At 65.3% G+C, this 18,310-nt stretch carries 3 protein-coding genes; all 3 read right to left on the reverse strand.

Translation table 11 applies throughout. From position 1 onward, the window contains the following. Window positions 1-62: 62 nt before the first annotated feature. A complete protein-coding gene (locus tag JANGC3_RS30105) occupies window positions 63-5,576 on the reverse strand; it encodes a type I polyketide synthase (RefSeq protein ID WP_198292104.1) in 5,514 nt (1,837 codons plus the stop codon). Then, window positions 5,566-14,385, reverse strand: a complete 8,820-nt coding sequence (locus JANGC3_RS0125300) for a non-ribosomal peptide synthetase (protein WP_081612036.1) — start codon at window positions 14,383-14,385, stop codon at window positions 5,566-5,568. Before JANGC3_RS0125300 ends, JANGC3_RS30105 begins: the two co-directional genes overlap by 11 nt. 131 nt (window positions 14,386-14,516) lie before the next feature. Next, a partial coding sequence (locus JANGC3_RS30990) for a non-ribosomal peptide synthetase (RefSeq protein WP_017879294.1) occupies window positions 14,517-18,310 on the reverse strand: 3,794 nt, incomplete at its 5' end.

Here is an 18,310-nt window from a genome sequence, read left to right on the forward strand (position 1 = left end):
CGTTCTCCCATTGTTCTTGAAACGCTCAACGATCGACTACGTTCAACTGCTTTTATCTACTTTTATGCCCGTATCGCATACAGATTGGAAATGCTGGAGGTGCGATACAGCAGTTCCTGTTGCACCACGACGCGATAACCCCGCGCCTCCAGCAAGGCGCGCACGCGCTCGACGCGGCCATCCAGGTCGTGCACCTCGATGACCAGCTGGCGGATGATCCGCCAGTGCCGCGCCTGTATGCCTTCCAGCACCTCCAGCTCGCTTTTCTGCACATCGATCTTGAGCAGGTCGATGCGTTCCACGCGATGGCTGCCGATGATGTCCGACAAGGTGACCAGTTCGCATTCGTACGAGGTATCCCTGAAGCGTTCCTCCAGGATCTCGTCGACGTGGGCCATCACCTGTTGCATGCCGGGCATGCCTTCGTCGAGTTGGTTGTGCATGATCGCGCGCAGCACGTCTTTTTCATCTTCCTTGTCGGCGTGGAAAGACGACATGCCGGTGCTGTGCGGATAGAAGGTCAGCTTTTCCTTGCGGCTCAGATCGGCGACGCCGCATTTGAACAAGGTGGCGTTGACCGCATACGCCTTGAGGTTCATTTGCAGCAGCTCGAATACCGGCGGCGCCGGTTCGAACGCGTAGATCCGCGCATCCTTGCATTGATGGTGGGCGAACAGCGAGAACAGGCCGATGTTGGCGCCGACGTCGAAAATGACGGCGCCGTCATCGAGCGTGATGCCGTTCCTGAAATACACCTTCGACTCGAAAATGTCATGGTAGAAGTGGTCGGTTTCCACCTGGTTGAATTGCTGCACCACCAGCTTGTTCGGCAATTCGTAGCGGCTCGGCTCGACGCTGGTGCGGCCGCGGTCGCTGTCGCGGTCGCGGTCGGCTTCGGCGTCGGCCGGCTCGGCCGCTTGCCGCATGCGCCGCCCGACCTCGTCGTCGGACAAGGCTTCGATTTCCCGCAGCAGGATGCCTTCGACGACGCCGGAGACTTCGCCCACCGTCGCGGCCTGGAACAGGCTCTTCAGCGACAGGTCGATCTGATACGCCTCGCGCACCCGCGAAATGAACTGCACCGCCAGCAGCGAATTACCGCCCAGGTTGAAGAAATTGTCGTCCAGGCCGATCTGCTTCGAGCCGAGCAGGTTTTCCCAGATCGCCGCGACCTGTAGTTCGATATCCGTCTGCGGCGCGGCGTAGGGCGGCCGCTGGCCGTGCGAGCGGACGGCGCCGGCCTGCTTGACCTGCTGCAGCAAGGCCGGCAGCGTGGCGCCGCGCAGCCCGTCGATCACCGCGCCCAGTTCGCTTGCGCTGACGGCAAGCTGGGCTTTGCCGGCGCGCAAGACGTCCGCCAGCACCGCGTCCAGTTGTTCCCGGTCGATCGCATAGCGTTGCCGGCCCGCCTCGATGGCGCCCGAGAGTGCCGGTGGAAAGGCCGCCGAGGCGTCGTCCGCCGTGCCCAGGCCCCGCACGTCGATGGATATCGACAGGACCGGTTTGCGGCGCGCCGCGAACAACTGGTCGGCGCAACTCTGGATATAGGCGTTGGCGCTGCAGGCGTCGAGCTGGCCGGCGGCGCCGGCCAGTCCGAGGTTGGATGAAAAGAACGCGACGAAATCCGGCGCCAGTTGCTCCAGCGCCAGCGTCAAGGCGCGCGCGCGCTGCGTTTGCGCCGCCACGGCGGCCCCCAGCGCGGCGTTCTCGAACTGGATCAGGCCGTAGCCGAACGATGGCAGCGCGTGCAGCACGCCGGCCAGGCGCGGGTGGCGCGCCGCGACCTGCCGGTACGCCGCCGCGTCGCCGCCCTGGCCGAGTCCATCGAACAGCTCGACGCGCGCGCCCAGGTTTTCGATTTCCAGCACGCCGCGCATGGTTTCGCACAGCGCCGCCCGCTCCTGCGGCGCCGCCAGGTGGCGCGCCCACTCATCGCGCGGCGGCAACGCCGCCTGCACCATCAACAGCAGCGTCGCGCCGCCCTGCCGCGCCAGGTAGCCGGCCAGCAGGTGCGACAGGTCGCCGGCGCGATAGTCGCCGATGAGGTAGACCGCGTCTTGCCGCGGCACCGGCGGCGCCGCCGCCAGCGGCGCCAGGGCCTGGTAGGCGCGCGTCCAGCGCAGGTAGCCGCGGTATGCCGCGATGTCCCGTGGCAGGCCGCTGTCGAATTCATGCATGACGCCGTCGATCATCCGTTCGCCGGCTTGCGCCGCGCCGGACATCGCCACGTCGATATTGCAGCAGCGGATATTCGGAAACTCCAGCGGCAGCACCCGGCAAGGTCCCAGCAGCAGCGCTTTTTCCGACGCCGCCTGTTCCTCCCCGGTGACCGCGTGGAGCCCCTCCGTCACCACCGCCAGCTGCAAGGTCGCGCCGGCATCCGCTTCGGCGGCGCCAAACGTCCTGGCCAGGCAAAGCAGGCTGGCATAGGTCTCGCCGACGTCGTCCCGCTGCGCCAGCGCCCACAGATGCAGCACATTGTGCGGCGTCACCGCGCCGTCCTTCAGCGCGGCGGCCAGCATCGCGTAGTCGTCCAGGCTGCCGGCGCGCACGGTATAGGAAGCGTCGCCGCGGCGCTCGAAGCGCTCGCCGCGACCGACCAGTACCACCAGTTGATTGCGCTGCAACAGCCGCTGCACCAGCGCGGCGGCGATCGGCCCCTCGTCCTGGAAAACCAGCCAATGGCGCCTTTCGACGGCGCGCGCCGCGTCGGCGCCGATGCGGCTGCTCGACCAGACCGGCTGATACAGCAAGCCCGCGCCCTGTTGCGGCGCGGGCGCACCGGTGCGCGCCGGCGCGTTGAGCGCGTCGATCCAATAGCGTTCGCGCTCGAACGGATACGTCGGCAGGGACACGCGCGCCGGCGTTTCATCGCGCTGATAACTGGCCCAGTCGATCGGATGGCCGAGGCACCAGAGCGTACCGATCGTGTGCGTCAGCACGAAGGCGTCGGCGGCGCCGCCGTGCGCGCCGGGCAAGGACGGCAGCGCGACGATGTTGTCGCGCGCCTGCGCCGCCGGGTGTTGCTGCAGGAAGCTGGACAGGGTCTGGCCCGGTCCCATTTCGATAAAGGTGGCGGCCGCGCCGTCGCACAGCGTCTGGATGCCGTCGCCGAAGCGCACCGTCTGGCAGGTATGCTTGACCCAGTAGTCTGGATCGGTGGCCTGCTCGGCGCTGATCCAGGTGCCACTCAAGTTCGAAATGTAGGGCAGCAGCGGCGCCTTCAGTTCGATCGACGCGAACAAAGCCCGCAACGGCGCCTGCAACGGCGCCAGCATGCTGGAATGGAAGGCGTGCGAGGATTGCACCGGCAGGTGCGCAATGCCCTGGTTCTTCAGATGCCGTTCCAGCGCGCCCATCAGCGCGCCCGGCCCGGCCACGACCGACGCCGCCGGCCCGTTGATTGCCGCGACCGACAGGCCGTCGGCAACCATCGGCTGCAAGGCCGCGGCCGCCAGCGCGACGGCCAGCATGCGCCCTTCGGGAAGGTCCTGGATCAGGCTGGCGCGACGGGCCACGACCGTCAGCGCATCTTCCAGCGACATCACGCCGGCCACGCAGGCCGCCACATATTCACCCAGGCTGTGGCCGATCATCGCCGCCGGCCGCACGCCCAGATCGATGTAGGTTTTGGCCAAAGCGTATTCGACCATGAACAGCGCCGGATGCACCAGGCTGGTCTTGCGCATCCACGCCGGGCCGGCGCGCTCCGGCTCTTGCGCGGCGGCGCCCTGGGCCGGGCGGCTCAACATTTTGCGCAGGTCCATAGTGCCGTGCGCCGCCTCTTCCTGCGCGCCGCCTTGCGGATACAGCAGCTCGCGCAAGTCCAGGCCCAGCAGCGGGCGCAGGATGGCGGCGCAGGCGTCGATGGTTTCGCGAAACACCGGCACCTCCCGGTACAGGCCGGCCGCCATGTTGACGCTCTGGTCGCCGATGCCCGGGAACATGAAGACCACGTCGGCGCCGCCGCTCTCGCGCGCCGCGGCAACGCCGCACAGGCTGCGCTTGGGGTCGCGCAGCTCCAGCGCGGTGGCGGCATCGCCGCTGTCCTTGCACACCACCATGCGCCGGTGCGGGAAGGCCCGGCGTCCCGTCTGCAGCGTATAGGCGACGTCGGCCAGCTTGGCGCCGGGGCCGTGGCGCAGATGCCGCTGCAAATTGTCGGTCGCCGCTTCCAGCGCCGTCCCGCTCTGCGCCGACAACAGCAACAACTGCCATTGCCGGCGGCTGTCGGCGCGCGCGCCCTGCGGCGCCTGTTCCAATATCACGTGCGCATTGGTGCCGCCGATGCCGAAGGAACTGACCCCGGCGCGCAGCGGCGCGCCGTCCCGGCCCGCCGTCCACGGGCGCAGCGCGGTATTGACGTAGAACGGCGTGCTGGCGAAATCGATGCTGGGATTGGCCTGCTCGTAATGCAGGCTGGGCACCAGTTCACGGTGCTCCAGGCACAGCGCGGTCTTGATCAGGCTGGCGATGCCGGCGGCCGCGTCCAAGTGGCCGATATTCGTTTTCACCGAGCCGATCGCGCAAAAATTGTTTTGATCGGTACCCATGCGGAACGCCTGCGTCAAGGCGCTCACTTCAATCGGATCGCCCAGCGCGGTGCCGGTGCCGTGCGCTTCCACGTAACTGATGCTGTCCGGCTCGACTTCGGCCATGGCCAGCGCCAGCGCGATGACCTCCTTCTGGCCTTCGACGCTGGGCGCGGTATAGCCGATTTTTTGCGCGCCGTCGTTGTTGATCGCCGAGCCGCGGATCACTGCGTATATATGGTCGCCATCCTGCAGCGCCTCTTCCAGGCGCTTGAGCAGCACCACGCCGGCGCCGCTGCCGCTGACCGTGCCCTGCGCCTTCGCGTCGAAGGCGCGGCAATGGCCGTCCGGCGACAAGACGCCGCCTTGCTGGTACAGATAGCCCTTCTGCTGCGGCACTTCGATCGTCACGCCGCCGGCCAACACCATGTCGCATTCGTAGTTGAGCAGGCTGCGGCAAGCCATGTGGACCGCCACCAGCGAGGTGGAACAGGCGGTGTTCACATTCACGCTGGCGCCGTTCAGGTTCAGCTTGTAGGACACCTTGGTCGGCATGAAATCGGCTTTGTTCCCGATCACCAATTGCAGTACGCCCATCGATTCCAGCAAACGGTAGTTCGGCAACAGGTTCGCGATCATATAGGTGTTCAGCCCCGTGCCGGCGTAGACGCCGATGCGGCCCTGGAAATGCTCGGCGACATAGCCGGCGTCCTCCATCGCTTCCCACGCGCACTCGATGAAAACGCGGTGCTGCGGATCGGTCAGTTCGGCTTCCTTGGGCGTGAAACCGAAAAAGGACGCGGCGAAATCCTCGGCGCCATCGAGCGCGGCGCCCGCCTTGACATACCCGGGGTCCTTGAGCAGGGCCGCGTCGACGCCCGCCTCGGCCATGTCGCGGTCGCTGAAGAAGCGAATCGACTCCTTGCCTGCGCGCAGGTTTTCCCAAAATTGCCGCACATTGGCGGCGCCCGGAAACCGGCCGCTGAGACCGATGATCGCAATCGCGTCGGCCGGCGTTTCCATGTCTGTGTTTTTATCGAACATTGTGTGATCCATTGTGTTTTTGTCTATTTTTTCTCAAGGATTGCTTCTGCTTCGCCGCTTGCTGCTGGATTTTTTCCGCCGTCACTTGCCGGCCGCCCTGGTTTTGGTCGATGTGATCGGCCAGCGCCCTGACTGTCGGATAGGCGAACAGGTCGACCAGGGACAGCGTCGCGCCGTTCTTGGCCAGTTCGCCGAATTTGCTGTACGCCTGCAACAGCAGCAGCGAATGGCCGCCGAGGTCGAAGAAGTTGTCGTGTACGCCAACCCGCTCCACCCCCAGCACCGTTCGCCAAATCGCCGCCACCTGCTTTTCGGTGGCGCTGGCCGGCGCCAGGTACTGCGCGGCGCTGGCCAGCGCCGCGCCCTGCGGCGCCGGCAAGGCCTTGCGGTCGATCTTGCCGTTCGGCGTCAGCGGCATCTGCGGCAGCGGCACGAAGGCCGACGGGATCATGTAGCCCGGCAGCTTGTCCTGCAGGAAGGCGCGCAGCTCGGCCGCGCCCGGCGCCTCCGCCGTCGCCGCCACCAGGTAGGCCACCAGACGCCGGTCGCCCGGCTGGTCCTCGCGCACCTGCAGCACCGCTTCGCGCACCTGCCCGTGCGCCAGCAGCGCCGCTTCGATGTCGCCCAGCTCGATGCGGTAGCCGCGCAGCTTGACCTGGTGGTCGAGCCGGCCGAGGAAGTCGACCTGCCCGTCGGCGCGGTAGCGCACCAGGTCGCCGGTCTTGTAGAGGCGCGCGGCGGGGTCGCCGCTGAACGGGTCGGCGATGAATTTCTCGCGCGTCAGCTCGGCGCGGTGCAGATAGCCGCGCGCCAGCCCGTCGCCGCCGATGTAGAGTTCGCCCGCCACGCCCAGCGGCACCGGCTCCATGCGCGCGTCGAGGATATACAGCCGGGTGTTGGCAATCGGCCGGCCGATCGACACCGCTTGCGTACTGCCCCGCTCCAGCCGCACGAAGGTCGAATAGGTGGTGTCTTCGGACGGGCCGTAGAGGTTGTAGACGCTGTCCACGCCGGCCTGGTAAATGCTTTGCACCAGCGCGTTTTGCAGCGGTTCGCCGGCCAGGCCGACCACCTTGACGCTGGCCGGCACCTGGCCCATGCGCACCAGTTCGGTCATCGCCGAGGGCACGGTGTTGATGAAGGTCAGGGCGCTCTTGTCTTGCAGCGCCGGCAGGTGCAGGGCGTTTTCAATCAGCAGGATGCGCCCGCCCCAGCTGAGCGGGACGAAGATCTCGAAGACCGACAGGTCGAAGCAGACCGAGGTCGAGGCCAGCATGCCGGCGCGTTGCTCCGGCGTGAAGGTGTCGCGCGCCCAGTGCAGCAGGGTGACGGTGGCGCGGTGCTCGATGGCCACGCCCTTCGGCTGGCCGGTCGAACCGGAGGTGTAGATGACGTAGGCCAGGTCGCGCGCGCCGGCCAGCGGCGCCGGGTTGTCGCCCGCTTCCGCCTGGCCGAGCTGCTCGTCGACCAGGGCGATGGGCGCCTGGCAGGTACTCAGCAAGTCCTGGAAGCGCGCATGCGCCAGCACCAGCGCCACGCCGGCGTCGTCGAGCATGAAGGCGATGCGTTCGCGCGGGTAGTCCGGGTCCAGCGGCAGGTAGGCGGCGCCGGCTTTGAGTACCGCCAGCAGGGCGACGATCAGGTCCGCGTTGCGCTCCAGGCACACCCCGACCACCGCGCCCGGGCCGATGCCCTGGCGGCGCAGCAGGTGGGCGACGCGGTTGGCGCGCTGGTTCAATTGCGCGTAGCTGAGTTCCACGCCGGCGCAACTGAGCGCCACCCGCTCCGGTGTGCGCGCCACTTGCGCCTCGAACAGCTGCTGGATGCACAGTTCGGTCGGATACGCTTGCCCGGTCTGGTTCCACGCCACCAGCAACTGGTCCCGCTCGGCCGGCGACAACACCGTGAACTCTTCGATGCGCGCGTTGGGCGAGGCGGCGATACTCTCGACCAGGGTCTTGAAGTTTTCAACCAGGCGTTCGATTGCCGCATCGTCGAAGCGACCGCGGTCGTAGCTGAAGCTGACGGACAGGCGGGCGCCGCCAACCACCGTCAGGGTCAGCGGAAAATTGGTTTGCTCGGACACCCGCACCTGGCTGATCGCCAGCTTGTGGCCGGCCCGGGCCAGCGATTCGTCGACCGGGAAATTCTCGAACACGAACAGGCTGTCGAACAAGGCCAGGCCGGATGGGATCTCGCTCCAGGACTGAATCCGCGTCAACGGCGCGAACTCGAATTGGCGCATTTCAACGTTCTGGACTTGCAGCTGTTTCAGCCAGTCGATGAAATTGGCCTCGCGCGGCACCCGTGTTCGCACCGGCAAACTATTGATAAACAGCCCGATCATCGACTCGATGCCGTGAATCTCGGCCGGACGCCCGGACACGGTACTACCGAACACGACATCGTCTTGCTGGCTGTAGCGGCTCAATAGAATGGCCCACACACCCTGGGTGAAGGTGTTCATCGTAATGCCATGGCCCTGCACCAGGGCGGACAGCGATTGGGTCAAGGCCGCGCCAAAGCTGTGCTGGCGCTCGGCGTAGCCGGAGCGCTGCGGGTTGCGGCGCTCTATCGACAGCGGCGTCGGCGCGGCGAATCCGGCCAAGGCGGCGCGCCAATAGTCTTCCGCCTTGGCGAGGTCTTGCCGCTGCAGCCAGGCGACATAGTCGCGGAACGGGCGTACCGGCTCACGGGTGTGGGGCCGCCCTTCCACCAGGCCGGTGTAATTGGCCAGCAGTTCCTGCAACAGCGCGGCAAATGACCAGCCATCGAACAACAGATAATGGCACGTCCAGACAAAGTGGTAGGCCTCGTCCTCCAGGCGGATCAGGGCGAAGCGTTGCAGCGGCGCCTGGCTCAGGTCGAAGCCTTGGCGCCGGTCGTCGGCCAGGAAGCGCTCCATCTGCAATTGCCTGTCGCCGTCGGACAGCCCGCGCCAATCCTGCCGGGCGATGGCGATGCCGCGTTTGGCATGCACCACCGTCATCGGCACGTCGACGTCTTGCCAGACCACCGCCGCGCGCAAGGCGGCGTGCCGGTCAACCATGGTCTGCAGCGCCTGCTCGAACGCGTCCAGATCCATCGACGCGTCCAGCGTGCAGCGCATTTGCTGGACGTAGACGCCCGATTCCGGCGCCATCATGGCGTGAAACAGCACGCCCTGCTGCATCGACGTGAGCGGATACATGTCTTCCAGCGCGTCGTGTTGCGCGTGCCGCGCATCGAGCCAGGACTGCTTCAGTTTGACCAGCGGGAAATCGGAAGGGGTATAGCCGCCGGCGCCTTCAGTGCAGTGGCGGATCAAGCCTTGCAGATGCGCCAAATAGTTCTGGGCAAGCGCCGCCACGGTGGCGGCCGCAAAACGCTCGCCGCGATAGTCCCAGCCCACGCTCAAGCGTCCCTGGACCACGATCGCATTCACTTCCATATCGTGCGGCGCGCGGTTCGCCCGCGCGCGCTCCGACCCGTGCGGCTCCGACGCCGGCTCGAACAGCGCCGCCTCGTCCAATTCCTGGCCGGTTTGGCCCAGGTAATTGAAGCACAAGGAGCCGGCCGGCTGGCCGCTCAACGCCGGTTCATTGGCCAGGTAGCGCAACAGTCCATAACCGATGCCCTTGTTGGGCAGCGCGCGCAGTTGTTCCTTGACGGCTTTCAGGGCGGTGCCGTAATCGCGCCCGCCGCCCAGCTCCAGGCGTACCGGAAACAGCGAGGTAAACCAGCCGACGGTGCGGCCGAAGTCGGCATCCGGGAACAGATCTTCGCGACCGTGCCCTTCCACGCTGATGGTGATCGCGTTTCCTCCAAGCCAATCGGTCATTGCCAGCGCCAGGGCCGTCAACAGCACGTCGTTGATCTGGGTGCGGTATGCCGCCGGCACGCTGCTCAAAAGCAGGCCGGTGTCGTGTTCGTTCAATTCCACCGATAGCGTTCGGCTGGACCCGGCGGTGGCGACCTCCGCCAGAGCGTCGGCCAGGGCGTCGGCCGGCAGCGCGGTGTGCGCCGACGCCGCCGCCCAGAAGTCGACCTCGCCGGCCAAGGCGGCCGAGGCCGCATAGGCCGTCAGGCGCTCGCCCCATTCCTTGAACGACGAGGTCTTCAAAGGCAAGGCGATAGGCTGCCCCTTCAACCGTTGCAGGTACGCCGTCTGGAGGTCTTCCAGCAGAATGCGCCAGGAAATACCGTCGATGATCAAGTGGTGGCATACCAATAACAGGCGGCTGCCCTGCCCGCCCAATTGGAAATAGCCGACCCGGAACAAGGGGCCGGCGGCCAGGTCGCACTCGGCCTGCATTTGCTGCGCGCCGGCCTGCATGGCCAGCAATTGATCGGCCGAATTCAAATGCGCCAGGTCTACGCTGGTGAGCAACTTGTCCGCCACGCTGTCCTGGTGCGCCTGGCGCCACCCATCGCCGCTGCGGGCGAAGCCGAGCCGCAGGGCGTCGTGCTGCGCGACCAGGGCCTCCAAGGCCTCCTTGAGCACGGCCACATCGAGGCGCTGCCGCACCGTGAAAAACAGCGATTGGTTGAAGTGTTCCACCGCGGCAAGGTCCTGCGCGAAGAACCAGTGTTGGATCGGCGTCAAAGGAGCGGCGCCGTCCACCCGGCCCTGGTCCGCCGAGATAACGGCGGCAAATTCCACGACCGGCGCCAGTTCGAAAATGGTCGGATGCTGGAACAACTGCTTGGGCGTGAAATGCAAGCCGCCCTGTCGCGACCTGGCGATGACTTGAATGGCCAGGATCGAATCGCCGCCGATATGGAAGAAATTGTCCAGGATGCCGACGCGCTGGCATTTCAATACCTGCCGCCAGATCGCGGCCAGGTTTTCCTCCAATGCAGTGCGCGGGGCAAGGTACTCGACGTCGCCGCCGTCCACCTCGGGAGCCGGCAGCGCCTTGCGGTCGATCTTGCCGTTTTGCGTCAGCGGCAATTGGTCGAGCAAAACCACGGCACTTGGCACCATGTAGTCCGGCAAGCTGTTGCGGCAGTGCCGCTGCAGGGCGCCGGCGCTCACCGGGCGCGCCATGCGGGCGCGCTCGCGCAGCACTTGCAGCGACGCCAGGCCGGCCAGCACATCGGGCGTATCCATCCAGTCGACCATGCAGGCAATCTCGTCGACGCCGATATCCTTGAGCCGGTGCACCACTGGCAGACAAGTCTCAGGCGTGCCGATCAGCGACGCGCTCCTGGAGTAGCGTTCAAAAGCGAATTCAACCGCATGTTCGAGATCCTGCGCGCTAGGATTGTCGATTGAAATATTCAAGCTCTTGACCAGGGACTCCATCAGTCCCAAGTGCGCGCGCATGTAATTCATGAACGGCCCGCGCGCCTGCCGCAGCGTGCTCTCGAAGTCGCCGCCGACAAATGTGTGCACCATCAGCGTCACCGTGCGGGTGGCCGGGTCGTGCCCGTGCGCCAGCAGGGCCGTGCGGTAAAGCTTGATTTTCTCGGCCACTTCCTCCACCGTCTGGCCAAGCAAATGGGTCAGGACATTCGCGCCGATCTGGGCCGCATACAGAAAGGTCTCGATGTTGCCGGCCGCGGTAATCCACAGCGGCAGTTCCGGCTGCACCGGACGGGGGAAGACCCGCACCTCGGAGAACTTCCCGGCTCCGTCGGCCAGCGTCACCGCCTCGCCCGCCCACAAGGCTTGCAGCGTTTGAATACCGTCGCGCACGGCCGCCAGACGCGCGGCCGGCGCAAAATTCCCCGGCGCCAGGACGAAGTCGCGCGGGTGCCATCCGGCGGCAATCGCCAGCCCCACCCGTCCGTGCGACAGGTTATCCACCACCGCCCATTCTTCGGCCACCCGGGCCGGATGGTGCAATGGCAATACCACGCTGCCGGCGCGCAGCTTGACGTTCTTGGTCAGCACTGCCAGCGCCGCGTTCAGCACGGACGGATTGGGGTACAGACTGCCGACTTGATGGAAATGCCGCTCCGGCGTCCAGAGCGCTTCAAACCCATGCTCGTCGGCAAATTTAGCGGACTCCAGATACAGTTGGTACTTATTGTCCTCGGCATAAGTATCCGCGCCGAAGTAAAACAGGCTGAAGCTGATGTCGTCGGCCGCCACCGGCGCCGCCATATCGCCGGTGTGCGGCACGACATAGGCCACCAGGCGCTTGTCGCCCGGCGCGTCCTCGCGCGCCAGCACCACCGCTTCGCGCACGCCGGCGTGCTGCGCCAGCGCCGTTTCAATTTCCTCCAACTCGATGCGAAAGCCGCGGATCTTGACCTGGTGGTCCATCCGTCCCAGGCATTCGATCGCGCCGTCCGGCAAATACCTGGCCAAATCGCCGGTCTTGTACATGCGGCTGCCGCTGGCGGAAAACGGGTCCGGTATAAAACGTTCGCCGGTGAGGTCGGGACGGTTCAAATAGCCGCGCGCCACCCCCTCGCCGGCGATGTGCAATTCGCCCGCGACGCCGATCGGCACCGGGTTGAGGTGCTCGTCAAGCACGTAAATGCGCGTGTTGGCGACGGGACGGCCGATCGACAGGCTTGCCGCGTTCTGTTCGAAGCAGTGCAGCGTCGACCACACCGTGGTTTCGGTGGGGCCGTACATATTCCAGACCGCCGGCACGTGCGTCAGCAGTTGGCGGGCCAGATCGATCGGCAAGGCTTCGCCGCCGCACAATACCTTCAACTGGTGTCCCTGCCGCGGCCAGCCATGCTCGGCCAGCATGCGCCAGGTGACTGGCGTGGCCTGCATGACCGTGACCTGCGCGCGTTCGATCAGCGCGGCGAGCTGTTGCGGATCGTTCGCCACGGCGCCGGGGCACAGCACGGTGCGGGCGCCGCTCACCAGCGGCAGAAACACTTCCAGCACGGCGATATCGAAAGACAGCGAGGTGACGTTCAGCACCACGTCGTCGGCGGCGACGCCGGGCGTTTCCCGCATGGTGTGCAGGAAGTTGACGACGCCGCGGTGCGGCACCTGCACGCCCTTGGGCTTGCCGGTCGAACCCGAGGTGTAAATGACGTACGCGATGTGCTCGCCCTCGACCGGATACTCCGGATTGCCGCCGGCATGCCGCGCCGCCATCGGCCAGTCGCGGTCCATGCAAAACAGTTGGGCCGAACAGGCCGGCAAGCCCTTGAGCAGGCTGTCCTGGGTGAGCAATACGCGCGGTCCGGCGTGCTCCAGCATATACGCCAGCCGGGCGCTCGGATAGGCCGGGTCCAGCGGCACGTAGGCGCCGCCGGCCTTCAGTATGCCCAGCAGCGCGACCACCAGGTCGAGCGAACGCTCCAGGCACACGCCGACCAGGGTTTCCGTCGTGACGCCGATGCCGCGCAAATGGCCGGCCAGTTGATTGGCGCGCCCATTCAGTTCGGCATAGCTGAGCTGCTGGTCGCCGCAACTAACCGCGATCTTGGCCGGGGTTCTGCCGGCTTGTTCTTCAAATAGCTGATGAAGGCATGGTCCGCTTGGATAGTCGCGATCCGTATCGTTAAAATCGACCAGCAAGCTGCGCTTCTCATCCTCCCCGACTACCACCAGTGTCGATACCGGCGCATGCGGATCTTGGAGCGCGCTCGCCAGCAGGGCCAGGTATTGTTTCGCAAGAATTTTGACGTAATCCTCGGAAAACGCCTGCGCATCGTAGGCCAATTGCGCGTTCACCTGCTTCCCGGCACGCGCACAGGACAGCAGGATTTTAAATCTGTCGATACACGCGAAGTGTTTTTTAAACGAAAAAGACAGATCGGCGGCATGAAAGTCTTGCGGCCACGTCGTCAACTCAAAGAAGAGCGGATAGGTCCGGCCGCCCGGCGCGGCGTCGGCGGCGTGAAAATACTCTTGCCACTCGTGGGCGTCGCGACAGGACTGCGCCGTCGCCATCAGTACCGTCAAAAACGGCTGATCAAATTCGACCAGCGCATGGACCGGCACATATTTTCCAAGCAAGCCCACCGCTTCCGCTACTTCGGCGTGCCGGCGCCCGCTCGATCCCAGCCGGATTGGAATATGCTGCGACAGCGTCAGGCGTGCGATCAGGCACTGCCAGCACGAGAATAGAAATGCCTCCACGGAGATATTCTTTTCGCCGACGATGTCGTCAATGCGTGCCATCAGGGACGCGTCAATGGCAAAGTCGACGCTGCGGGGCTGAAACGCCGCCGCCGCATACGGCGTCCGATCAAGCGGCAAGGGAAGGTCGACATACTGTCCCTGTTTCGCCCAATATCCGCGGCCGGCAGCCCGTTCATCCGACTCCAGCAGCGTGTTCAGCCATTCGGACAGGTCGACATACTGAACCGGCTCGTCGGGCCGCCGCGCGCCTTGCGACAGCGACGCGTAGGAATGCCAAATCTCACGGGCCAATGTTTCCAGCCCGGTTTTGTCGCTATACAGGGCCGGTAGGCACAGCAAGAACAAGCTCTTGTGTTCGGACAATATGGCGATCGCATAGTGCAGGGCCGGCCCGTCCACAAGGTCGACATGCAGCGTTGCCATTTCCTGCCACAGCGCCTCCAGGCTGGGCGCGGTAGATGGGAGATCGAGCGAAAAGTCGTATTCCTGCGCGACAAACGCCGCCTCGTCCGCCACCATCTGGCGCGGAAACCGCGTACCGGATGAGGCGATGAAGCGGGTGCGCAACACCTCATGGCGGCTGACCACGTCGCGCACCGCCTTCCTTAGCCGATCTTTATCCACCGCGCCGCTGACTTCGATCGCACATTGGGAACGATAGGCCGGACTGCCATTTTCTTGTATCGACCACAGATGTTTTTGTTGAGGAGAGAGGGCGTACAGCTCCCCCGCCTCTTGAATATCGTCCATTTTCTTATCAATCATCGGCCAAACCCTCTAGTACGGATATTGTTCTTGAGGTGCCTGGCGCTGAAATTGCGCAGCCGCGGCAGTCTCGCTGTTCCCTGAAAATCAATGTTGCATATTATTACATTGATATCAATTGTGTAATAGAATTATTTTTTAACAACAGTTTGCTTGTTCCTTCGTTTATTGATCAAGCCATGCAGTAGCTCTCTGTCGGCGCTGGCAAGTTGGGTATTTTTCTCCGCATTGATTACCCTCATTTTGTTGTCGAGCGCGGCTCCCAACTCGCTGACGGCAAGCTCGGCCCGGTTGGCAATTTCTTCCAGCAAAATGCCGAACATGACACTCAACTGCGTGACCGTGTAGGCATCGAACAGCTGCGCGTTACATGCCAGCGAACCCGTCAACGTCGGCCCGGTTTCCGTCAGATTCAACATCACATCGAACTTCGCAACGGTCTCGTCCAGGTACAGCGGGGTCATCTGGAGATCCGGCAACGTCAAATTGACGTCGACGTTGCTCTGATAATTGAACCAGACCTGGAAAATAGGCGTATGGCTGACGCTACGTTGCGGCCGCAGCACGTCGACCAGCTTTTCAAACGGCACGTCCTGATGCGCATAGGCCTCCAGCGTGACCCGTTTGACACGTTCGAGCAGCGTCATAAAGAGCGGATCGCCGGCCAGATCGATGCGCAACACCAGCGTATTGACGAAGAATCCAATCAACGACTCCACCTCGGTGCGGACCCGGTTGGCGATCGGCGAACCAATCACGATGTCGCTCTGGCGGCTGTAGACCGAGAGCAGCGTGCCGAAGGCCGACAGCAGGGTCATGAACAGCGTCACCCCGGCTTGTTGTGAAATATTCTTGAGGCGCGTCAACAGTTCCGCGCTGACTTCGAAATGCACCATGCTGGACTCGAAGGTTTGCACCTCGGGCCGCGGCCGGTCGGTCGGCAGCGCCAACAGCACCGGCGCGTGTGCCAGTTGCCGCTGCCAATATTGCAACTGCGAGGCCCACTCCTCCCCCTGTAAGCAGGTCCGCTGCCAATGTGCAAAATCCCCATACTGGATGGGCAACTCGGGCAACGGCGATGCTTTGTTTTCCAGCAATGCCTGGTACAGCGCGCCCATCTCTCGAATCAGGATGTGCATCGACCATCCATCGAAAACAATGTGATGGGGATTCAAGAACAGCACATGCTCGCGCGCTCCCAGGCGGAACAAGGCGACTTGGATTAACGGCCCCGTGGCCAGGTCGAATCGGTGCAGCGCCAGTTGCTTCACCGCCTGGCGCATGGCGTCCCGGGCGGCATCGACGTGCCGGCCGCTCAGGTCGACGAGTGGGATGTCCAGGTTGAACGCCACGCCCACTTTTTGCGTCGCCTGGCCGTCCACCTCGGGGAAGGTGGTACGCAACACTTCGTGGCGCCGGATGATTTCATTGAAGGCCAGTTGCAGCAGCGCCGTGTCGAGGTGTCCTTCCAGCCGGATCGCCGCCGGCATGCTATAGGCCGGATTGGCGCCTTCGAAGCGATGCATGAACCACACACCCTGCTGGGCAAAAGACAGCGGCAGCGGCGCGTCGCGGGAAACCCGGGGGATAGCGGATACCCGCCCGCCCGCCTGGGCGCGCAAGGTGTCGATGCGCTGGCTGAATTCAGCCAGGCTGGGCGTCTGGAACAGCGTATGCAACGGTATGTCGATGGACACCGCGTCGCGCAGGCGCGCCACCAGCTGAATCGCCAGCAGCGAATGGCCGCCGAGGTCGAAGAAGTTGTCGTGTACGCCAACCCGCTCCACCCCCAGCACCGTTTGCCAGACCGCCGCCACCTGCTTTTCGGTGGCACTGGCGGGCGCCAGGTACTGCGCGGCGCTGGCCAGCGCCGCGCCTTGCGGCGCCGGCAAGGCCTTGCGGTCGATCTTGCCGTTCGGCGTCAGCGGCATCTGCGGCAGCGGCACGAAGGCCGACGGGATCATGTAGCCCGGCAGCTTGTCCTGCAGGAAGGCGCGCAGCTCGGCCGCGCCCGGCGCCTCCGCCGTCGCCGCCACCAGGTAGGCCACCAGACGCCGGTCGCCCGGCTGGTCCTCGCGCACCTGCAGCACCGCTTCGCGCACCTGCCCGTGCGCCAGCAGCGCCGCTTCGATGTCGCCCAGCTCGATGCGGTAGCCGCGCAGCTTGACCTGGTGGTCGAGCCGGCCGAGGAAGTCGACCTGCCCGTCGGCGCGGTAGCGCACCAGGTCGCCGGTCTTGTAGAGGCGCGCGGCGGGGTCGCCGCTGAACGGGTCGGCGATGAATTTCTCGCGCGTCAGCTCGGCGCGGTGCAGATAGCCGCGCGCCAGCCCGTCGCCGCCGATGTAGAGTTCGCCCGCCACGCCCAGCGGCACCGGCTCCATGCGCGCGTCGAGGATATACAGCCGGGTGTTGGCAATCGGCCGGCCGATCGACACCGCTTGCGTACTGCCCCGTTCCAGCCGCACGAAGGTCGAATAGGTGGTGTCTTCGGACGGGCCGTAGAGGTTGTAGACGCTGTCCACGCCGGCCTGGTAAATGCTTTGCACCAGCGCGTTTTGCAGCGGTTCGCCGGCCAGGCCGACCACCTTGACGCTGGCCGGCACCTGGCCCATGCGCACCAGTTCGGTCATCGCCGAGGGAACGGTGTTGATGAAGGTCAGGGCGCTCTTGTCTTGCAGCGCCGGCAGGTGCAGGGCGTTTTCAATCAGCAAGATGCGCCCGCCCCAGCTGAGCGGAACGAAGATTTCGAAGACCGACAGGTCGAAGCAGACCGAGGTCGAGGCCAGCATGCCGGCGCGTTGCTCCGGCGTGAAGGTGTCGCGCGCCCAGTGCAGCAGGGTGACGGTGGCGCGGTGCTCGATGGCCACGCCCTTCGGCTGGCCGGTCGAACCGGAGGTGTAGATGACGTAGGCCAGGTCGCGCGCGCCGGCCAGCGGCGCCGGGTTGTCGCCCGCTTCCGCCTGGCCGAGCTGCTCGTCGACCAGGGCGATGGGCGCCTGGCAGGTACTCAGCAAGTCCTGGAAGCGCGCATGCGCCAGCACCAGCGCCACGCCGGCGTCTTCGAGCATGAAGGCGATGCGTTCGCGCGGGTAGTCCGGATCCAGCGGCAGGTAGGCGGCGCCGGCTTTGAGCACCGCCAGCAGGGCGACGATCAGGTCCGCGTTGCGTTCCAGGCACACCCCGACCACCGCGCCCGGGCCGATGCCCCGGCGGCGCAGCAGGTGGGCGACGCGGTTGGCGCGCTGGTTCAATTGCGCGTAGCTGAGTTCCACGCCGGCGCAGCTGAGCGCCACCCGCTCCGGTGTGCGCGCCACTTGCGCCTCGAACAGCTGCTCGATGCACAGTTCGGTCGGATACGCTTGTCCGGTCTGGTTCCACGCCACCAGCAACTGGTCCCGCTCGGCGTCCCGCAGCAGCGGCAGGTCGGCCACGCGCATGTCCGGCTCGGCCACCACCGCTTCCAGCAGGCGCGTCAAATGCCCCGCCATACGCTGCATCGTCGCCGCGTCGAACAGGTCGGTGCTGTATTCGAAGGTGTTGAGCAATTGCCCACCCTCTTCCCGCACATTCCAGGTCAGGTCGAACTTGGCCGGCGCCTCCGCACCGGGCAGTACTTCGATGGTCAAGCCCGGCAGTGCCAGCCCGCTCATCGGTGCGTTCTGCAACGCCAGCATCACCTGGAACAGCGGCGCATGGCTGGCGTGGCGCTCCGGGTTCAGCGCCTCGACCAGCTGTTCGAAAGGCAGGTCCTGGTGCGCGTACGCGCCCAGCGCGGTGGCGCGCACTTGTTGCAGCAAGTCGCTGAACGCGGCATCGCCGTCAACCTGGGTGCGCAGCACCAGCGTGTTGACGAAGAAGCCGATCAGCGGCTCCAGTTCGGCCCGTTGGCGATTGGCGATCGGCGTGCCGATGCAGATGTCGCTTT

This window comes from Janthinobacterium sp. CG3 (assembly GCF_000344615.1).
Taxonomy (GTDB): Bacteria; Pseudomonadota; Gammaproteobacteria; order Burkholderiales; family Burkholderiaceae_D; genus Janthinobacterium.

Excerpts from the sequence above, each read along its gene's own strand:
- JANGC3_RS30105 (WP_198292104.1), bottom strand. The coding sequence starts at position 5,576 with ATGTTCGATAAAAACACAGACATGGAAACGCCGGCCGACGCGATTGCG.
- JANGC3_RS0125300 (WP_081612036.1), bottom strand. The coding sequence starts at position 14,385 with ATGATTGATAAGAAAATGGACGATATTCAAGAGGCGGGGGAGCTGTAC.